The sequence below is a fragment of the Bacillota bacterium genome, assembly GCA_013314855.1.
Classification (GTDB): Bacteria; Bacillota; Clostridia; order Acetivibrionales; family DUMC01; genus Ch48.
Map to the genome: position 1 here is coordinate 1 of JABUEW010000163.1, position 7,572 is coordinate 7,572.

General features: G+C 37.9%; 8 protein-coding genes. 4 read left to right on the forward strand and 4 right to left on the reverse strand.

Going from position 1 to position 7,572, the window contains the following annotated elements:
- Positions 1-17 precede the first annotated feature (17 nt).
- The 3 genes from HPY74_18710 (at position 18) to HPY74_18720 (ending at position 2,649) form a co-directional block, all read left to right on the forward strand.
- Positions 18-1,031: an SDR family oxidoreductase gene (locus tag HPY74_18710; GenBank protein NSW92649.1), complete on the forward strand. Its 1,014-nt coding sequence runs from the start codon at positions 18-20 to the stop codon at positions 1,029-1,031.
- Between the two features lie 179 nt (positions 1,032-1,210).
- Complete coding sequence (locus HPY74_18715) at positions 1,211-1,375, forward strand: hypothetical protein (GenBank protein NSW92650.1); 165 nt, start codon at positions 1,211-1,213, stop codon at positions 1,373-1,375.
- A 68-nt stretch (positions 1,376-1,443) separates the two neighbouring features.
- Positions 1,444-2,649: an aminopeptidase P family protein gene (locus HPY74_18720; GenBank protein ID NSW92651.1), complete on the forward strand. Its 1,206-nt coding sequence runs from the start codon at positions 1,444-1,446 to the stop codon at positions 2,647-2,649.
- A 19-nt stretch (positions 2,650-2,668) separates the two neighbouring features.
- Here HPY74_18720 and HPY74_18725 read toward each other — a convergent pair whose 3' ends face one another.
- Positions 2,669-3,337 (reverse strand): GGDEF domain-containing protein, encoded by a 669-nt coding sequence (locus HPY74_18725; protein NSW92652.1) that lies wholly within the window; start codon positions 3,335-3,337, stop codon positions 2,669-2,671.
- Positions 3,318-3,494: an aspartyl-phosphate phosphatase Spo0E family protein gene (locus tag HPY74_18730; GenBank protein ID NSW92653.1), complete on the reverse strand. Its 177-nt coding sequence runs from the start codon at positions 3,492-3,494 to the stop codon at positions 3,318-3,320. Before HPY74_18730 ends, HPY74_18725 begins: the two co-directional genes overlap by 20 nt.
- Positions 3,495-3,644: 150 nt before the next feature.
- Between HPY74_18730 and HPY74_18735 the strand changes: the two genes are divergently transcribed.
- Positions 3,645-4,043 (forward strand): helix-turn-helix transcriptional regulator, encoded by a 399-nt coding sequence (locus HPY74_18735; protein NSW92654.1) that lies wholly within the window; start codon positions 3,645-3,647, stop codon positions 4,041-4,043.
- A 105-nt stretch (positions 4,044-4,148) separates the two neighbouring features.
- Here HPY74_18735 and HPY74_18740 read toward each other — a convergent pair whose 3' ends face one another.
- Entirely contained in the window at positions 4,149-5,021 is an 873-nt protein-coding gene (locus HPY74_18740; protein ID NSW92655.1) for a polysaccharide deacetylase family protein, read from the reverse strand.
- 393 nt (positions 5,022-5,414) lie between these two features.
- Positions 5,415-7,208, reverse strand: a complete 1,794-nt coding sequence (locus HPY74_18745) for a phosphoenolpyruvate carboxykinase (GTP) (GenBank protein ID NSW92656.1) — start codon at positions 7,206-7,208, stop codon at positions 5,415-5,417.
- Between the last annotated feature and the right edge of the window lie 364 nt (positions 7,209-7,572).

Here is a 7,572-nt window from a genome sequence, read left to right on the forward strand (position 1 = left end):
TGAAAGGTGTGATGTGAATGAAAGTATTGTTTATTGGCGGAACAGGTACTATAAGTGCTGCTGTATCGGAACTTGCAGTAAAAAAAGGTATTGATTTATTTCTCTTAAACCGCGGAAACCGGGAGGAATTCTTCCCTGGAGGGGCTACACTAATCAAAGGCGATATCAGGGATATTGAAAACACCCGTAAAATATTGAAGAATTACAAGTTTGATGTTGTGGTTGATTGGGTGGCGTTTACTCCAGACCACATCGAAGCAGATATTAATCTTTTTAGAGGGAAAACCGGCCAGTACATATTTATTAGTTCAGCATCAGCTTACCAGAAACCCCCGACCCATTACCTGGTTGACGAATCAACTCCGCTGGCCAATCCTTACTGGCAGTATGCAAGGGATAAGATTGCATGTGAACAACGTCTGATGGAAGAATACCGCAAGAGTGGATTCCCTATTACAATTATACGTCCTTCGTATACTTATGGGAAGACCACAATACCATATATATTTAACAGCCGTGAACATAGGTGGACGCTTATTGACCGTTTAAGAAAAGGTAAAAAAATCATAGTACCCGGTGATGGCACTTCCCTTTGGACCCTTACGCACAACACGGATTTTGCAAAAGGTTTTATTGGATTAATCGGGAATGTACAAGCTATAGGGCATGCTTTCCATATTACATCGGATGAGGTCCTAACCTGGGACCAGGTTATAAAGATAATTGGAAAGGCAGCGGGTGCGGAACCAAATATCATACATATTCCATCAGAGTTTATAGGTGCTTTTTCACCGGAACACATCGGGGGACTGCTGGGTGATAAGGCTGTGAGTGTAGTGTTTGATAATAGTAAAATAAAGCGTTTTGTGCCTGGTTTTACTGCAACTGTACCTTTCTCGGAGGGGATAAAAGAATCTATTGAATGGTATGAGTCAAACCCTGATAGGTGTACTGTGGACGAAGAATTTAATAACCTTGCAGACAGAATAGTCGCAGCATATGAGAAGGGTTTGAAAGAGGCAAATATGTAAAGTCAAATAGTGCCTTTTGGACAGGAGGAGGATTTTTATGTTATGTCAAATAAGGAAATACTTTTTTGATGCATTAGTTAAATCTGCTACTAATTATCTCAATACCTTTGATAGTAAAAGTGGGCGTTTCCTTGAAAATGGTGGCTGGGCAGTAACCCTGCAGGATGCCGTATTGGCATATGCTTATTTATATACCACTGAAAAAGTCGGAAGATTACAGAATCACCGCCCCATCTTTCCCGTTCAACCCTTATGCTATAGACGGCAGCGCCGGTATTGACGAGGCCATTGCGGTTTTAACCATATATTCCAAGAAGGACAGTATTTCAATAAAAATAACGTGAAATATGTGAGTTTCACTTAATGTGGTGGTGAGATTATGTTTATAGGAAGAGAAGGAGTAAATATAAATATGACAAAGCAAGTACCTTTATATGAATTGCAAACGCGTATGGACCGCTTCAGAAAGGCAATGGGGGCGGCAAACCCTGACTGGGAAATAGCTGTTATTTTCAGCAAGGTAAACCTTTATTACTTTACCGGTACAATGCAGGACGGAATGTTGTTTATTCCCCGTGATGATGAAGCTACATATTGGGTTAGACGGAGCTATGAACGGGCTCTGGATGAATCCCAATTTCCCAGAATAAAGCCAATGAACAGTTTCCGCGATGCTTTAAACGGAAAGGCAATTAATGCTAATAATTTTCCCGAAACAGTATACATAGAAACCGAAGTGGTGCCTATTGCCCTGTACCAACGGTTCCAAAAGTATTTTCCTTTTAAAGAAGTAAAACCCCTTGATGCACAGGTTGCTTCAGTGAGAGCCGTAAAAAGCAAGTATGAACTGTCCTTAATGGAACAGTCGGGTAGTATCCATAGACGCATACTGGACGATATTGTACCGGGGATACTGAAAGAAGGGATGAGTGAATTGGAGCTTGCCGTCCAGCTCTTTTCAATAATGGTTGCAGAAGGCCACCATGGAGTATCGCGCTTTGGTATGTTTGATACAGAAATGGGAATAGGCCATATATGTTTTGGAGAAAGTTCAATTTATCCCACCTATTTTAACGGGCCTGGCGGTAATTACGGCATGAGCCCTGCCGTACCGATATTGGGGAGCCGTGAACGCAAACTCAAAAAAGGCGATTTGGTTTTCATTGACATAGGATGTGGGGTGGAGGGCTACCATACCGACAAAACCATGACATATATGTTTGGTAAACCCCTTCCTGCTAAAGTGATTGACGTCCATAAGAAATGTGTAGATATACAGTATGAAATTGCCGCCATGTTGAAACCAGGCGAGGTCCCGGCCCGGATATATAACACCATAATGAATAAACTGAGCCCGGATTTTTTAGAGAATTTTATGGGATTCGGGAACCGCCAAGTAAAGTTCTTAGGCCATGGGATCGGTTTGTTGATTGATGAGCTTCCTGTAATTGCAGAAGGTTTTTCAGAACCGTTGCAGGAAGGAATGGTTTTTGCTATTGAACCTAAAAAGGGGTTCAAAGATATAGGCATGGTAGGAATTGAAAATACATTTGTAGTCACGCCCGAAGGCGGACGTTGCATCACCGGTGACAGCCGGGGCTTAATACCTGTGTATTGAAAAGTAAACCTTAAATGTTTTATCCTTCCGCAACCATGACATAATTCTTTTTTTCTTTTGCTTTATAAAGGGCTTTATCGGCAATTTTAAAGAATTGCTCTATATCAATATTTGCTCCTGCTTTTGTCGAGGCTATACCAATGCTTACGGTAATGTTGAAAGTGATTTCTTTATAAGAAAAAATATGTTCTTGTACTTCTCTTCTTATTCTATCGGCAATCTTGAAAGCCTCTTTGTCTTCAGTTTGGAAAAGGATTACCGCAAATTCTTCCCCTCCCCATCGAGCAATTATATCATTTCTCCTTGTAATGTTTTGCAAAATATCGGCGAATTGCCGTAGTACCTGGTCACCTATTCTATGCCCGTATGTGTCATTTATGCTTTTAAAATTATCTATATCAATCAAAACTAATGAAACCGGTGATTTTGCTTTCATTCCTGATAGTTTTTTATAAAAATATCTCCTGCTGCACAGACCGGTTAGCATATCAGTGTGAGCCTGTTGATACAGCTTTTTAATCATAATACCACAGAACATACTAGATATTATATAGATTATTAAAAAAGGCATCCATACCAAAACATGATTATAATTGTACCACCTATCTATAAAAAATGTGATAAACCATAATATTAGCCCACCTGGTACTAAAATAACAGAAGCATATTCATACATTTTCTTTTTCACCTGTATCACCTCTTAAGCCTAAATTTTTATGATAATACTCAACAATATATTTATCCATTTTTTGACTTATTTTCAGTAGAATTTCTTTGCGCATATTCATTCTGGCTGCATTATTAAGTATATTTCTTGCTATTTTTATTTTATTTTCTATACTCACTCCGTACCCCCTTATTAACTACATACAATTTTACAATATTTATTGGCATATTGCAAATAATAAATATATACATATTGCAAATTCAGATATAGCTTAAAGTTCGATAAAGTATTTTAAAGTAGAGAGTGAATAGTATGGAGAGTGAATAGTATGGGAAATAAAACAGAAATAGATAATAAAGCAGTTGGGCAACGAATACGGAAAGAAAGAGAAAAACTTGGTCTTTCAAGGCAAGAATTTGCGGAAATAATAGACCTTTCAGACTACTATGTGGGGCAATTGGAACGGGGAGAAAGGCAAATGAGTCTTCCTGTCCTGGTTAAAGTCGCTAATTGTTTGCATGTTTCTTTAGATTACCTTATTTTTGGTATTTTCGGGAAAACTTCTGATAATGCCTATTTTGTGAATGAGATGCACAATGTCTATGGTACATATGACTGTAATAAGAATAAAGAAATATATAATCTGCTTAACAAATGTTCTCCTAAAGAATTAGAGTTAATTAAGAAGCTTATAAAAACTATCCTTCCTTATATGAACAAAAATTAAAAAGAATACCGTGAGAAAAGTTATTTTATCGGAAGTGGAGCAGTAGAAAGCGGACACGAGTGTGTTCTGCTAATTAAAAATATTGTTTGACACAGATTTAACGGACTATTTCAGGCCTATTATTTTTTTAAACTCTTCCAGTGAGGTGTCCCTGTATATAACGTGCCTTTTCAACCGGTATATGTCATCTCCCGGCTTTACATCTCCTTCATTAATTGTAAAGCCCATTTCATACTCCAGTTTTCTTAATACTAGCAAAGTTGCTTCAGAATACTCACCATAAGGGTATGCGATGCTTCCGGTTTTCAGCATTTCCTTGCTTTTTAAGAAATCATCATATACTGTTTCTTCAGGCGAGGAAATAAGAAGGCTCTCATTATTTCCGTTCTTCCAGTGCAAATTATGAGTGTGGCTTGCATATTCAAAAACATCCATGCTAGCTTCAATATCGGCCCAATCAAGAATCTGAAGCATTTTCGGATTAAAAGGTGCACGGTTGTTTTGTATCCATCCGCTTACAACAAAAATAACCCCATGTAATAAATACTTTTTCATTATAGGGTATGCATATACAAAAGTGCTTTTATAGCCATCATCAAATGTAATTAAGACGTTTTTGCCTGTAAGGGTTGTTTCTCCTTTAAGATAAGCCTTAAGCTGGTTTAAGGAAATAGTGTTATAGTTATTTTCTTTAAGTAGCTGCATTTGTTTTTCAAAATTATCTGTAGATACTATAAAAGCATTATTGCCAAAAAAGTTTTCTTTGTCAGGCAGAAGGTGGTGATAAACCAAGATTGGAATTGACATGACTTCTTCGGTATTTTCTTTTGAAGATACAATTGAACTGTTATTTGTATTACCTTTTTTTAGAATAAAGGTTATCTTCACATTATTTGCCTGACATGCGTACAGAAAAAAAGAAAGAAAAATTACGGCAATTAGAATACCAAAACAATTCTCTTTATTTCTTTTATGCACTTTTTCCCTCCTATCCCGGCTTAATGCTAATGATTATTGAATTTTATTCGTCCCATAACACTATCTAAAAACTAAAACCTCCTTCTGAATTTCTGATAACGATACTTCAAGCTTAAGTCAGTTGGAAAAACGACATAATATTTTACTTTCTTTATGTCTAAACTATTATTAAATAGAATTCTATATAAAAATATTATATTACTATTTTTTATTTTTTCAATAAATTATGTTTTTATTTTTCAATAAATTATGGTGGGATTTTAAAACGATCGAATCCGAAACCAACAATTTAAGTTAAAATGACAAAAGAAGCAGCCTTGTTTTACCTTAAGCTGCTTCTTTTGTTATTAATTTCACTCAATAATTTATTCAATAATTTTAAATAAATGATTACTATTCGCGAAGCCTTCTTTCAAGCGCATCCAGCTGATTTGCCATTTCCCTTGGAAGCTTGTCTCCAAATGTAGCATAATATTGGCGAATTGAAGCGACTTCCTTTAACCAGCCTTCCTTGTCAACTTTAAGAAGTTCCTGCATGTCGCTGCTGCTTATATTAAGTCCTGTTGTATCAATGGCATCAACCGTCGGCATATAACCGATAGGAGTTTTTACTGCCTTTCCTTCGCCGGATACTCTCTCAATAACCCATTTAAGAACGCGGCTGTTTTCGCCAAAACCTGGCCACAACCATCTGCCGTTTTGGTCTTTACGGAACCAGTTTACATAGAAAATTTTCGGGAGTTTTTCGGGATCAACCTTTTTCCCGATATTAATCCAGTGCTGCAGGTAATCGCATATATGGTACCCGCAGAAGGGCAACATGGCGAACGGGTCACGGCGGACCTTACCGATATTATCCGATATTGCTGCCGCCGTTATTTCGGAACCCATAATGGAACCCAAGAATACGCCGTGGTTCCAGTCAAAGCTCTGATGCACAAGAGGTACTGTGGTAGGCCTGCGTCCACCTATTAAAAATGCTGAAATAGGAACACCTTTGGGATCTTCCCATTCTGGTGCTATCGAAGGACATTGACTTGCAGGTGCTGTGAAACGCGCATTTGGATGAGCAGCGGTTGTTTCGGAACCAGGATACCAATCCTTTCCTCTCCAATCAATCAAATGATCCGGAGCATCATAACCTATGCCTTCCCACCATATATCTCCGTCGTCAGTTAAAGCAGCATTAGTAAATATAGTGTTTTTCGTAATAGTCTTCATTGCATTGGGATTGGAATCCATTGACGTACCAGGCGCAACGCCAAAGAAACCAGCCTCCGGGTTAATAGCATATAGCCTTCCGTCTTTGCCAAACTTCATCCATGCAATATCATCACCTATAGTTTCAACTTTCCACCCAGGTATTGTGGGGACCATCATTGCCAGGTTTGTTTTCCCACAGGCACTTGGGAAAGCTGCTGCAATGTATTTACGTTCTCCTTTTGGATTAGTGATTGCTAAAATAAGCATATGTTCAGCCAGCCAGCCCTCGTCACGGGCCATTACGGAAGCAATACGCAGAGCAAAACACTTCTTCCCTAAAAGGGCATTTCCTCCATATCCTGAGCCGTATGACCAAATAGTCCTCTCTTCAGGGAAATGGCTTATATACTTTTTCTCCATGGGAGCACACGGCCAAGGTACATCCTCTTGTCCTTCGGCAAGCGGTGCACCTATGGAATGGAGACATGGAACAAATTCACCGTCTTCGCCAAGGGCATCCAGGACCCCTTGGCCCATGCGTGTCATAATACGCATATTGACTACAACATAAGGACTGTCTGTAAGCTGGATTCCGATCTTTGAAATTGGAGAGCCGATAGGTCCCATTGAGAAAGGTATGACATACATGGTTCTGCCCTTCATACAACCATCATATAGTTCTGTCATAATCTTTTTTAGTTCAACAGGGTCTATCCAGTTATTAGTTGGACCTGCGTCTTCCTGCTTTCTGGAGGATATAAACGTCCTGTCTTCCACGCGGGCGACATCTGAAGGGTCGCTCCTGAAAAGGTAACAACCGGGACGTTTTTCAGAATTCAAAGGTGTTGCTGCACCTGAAGCAACCATTTCATTAAGGAGACGGTTATATTCTTCTTTTGAACCGTCACACCAGTGAATTTTGTCTGGCTTACACATTTTTGCCATATCATTTACCCATTCTTGCAACTTTTTGTTTGAATTCATTCTAGTAAACCCCTTTCTGTTAATAAAATAACAAGCATTATTATAAAGTAAATTTAATAAATTTTTAATATTTAATATAATAATATAATATAATAGTATGAATTATTGGCACTATAATATTGTATTATACTTTAATACTGCAATACTGCCACATATAATAAAATAAATATTAACCAAATCCCCCCAATTTAATCTTAGCATAAAACTTAGCAAAATTCAAGAATTTTATAAAATATTCAGAGCTGAAGCATGAAAATTTTATTCTTATCCATTAATAGTGGCTGCGTTAGTAATTTTATCCAATTATATAATAATATTACATAAATTTAACCATACGTTTAAGTCATCGGATAACACTATAACC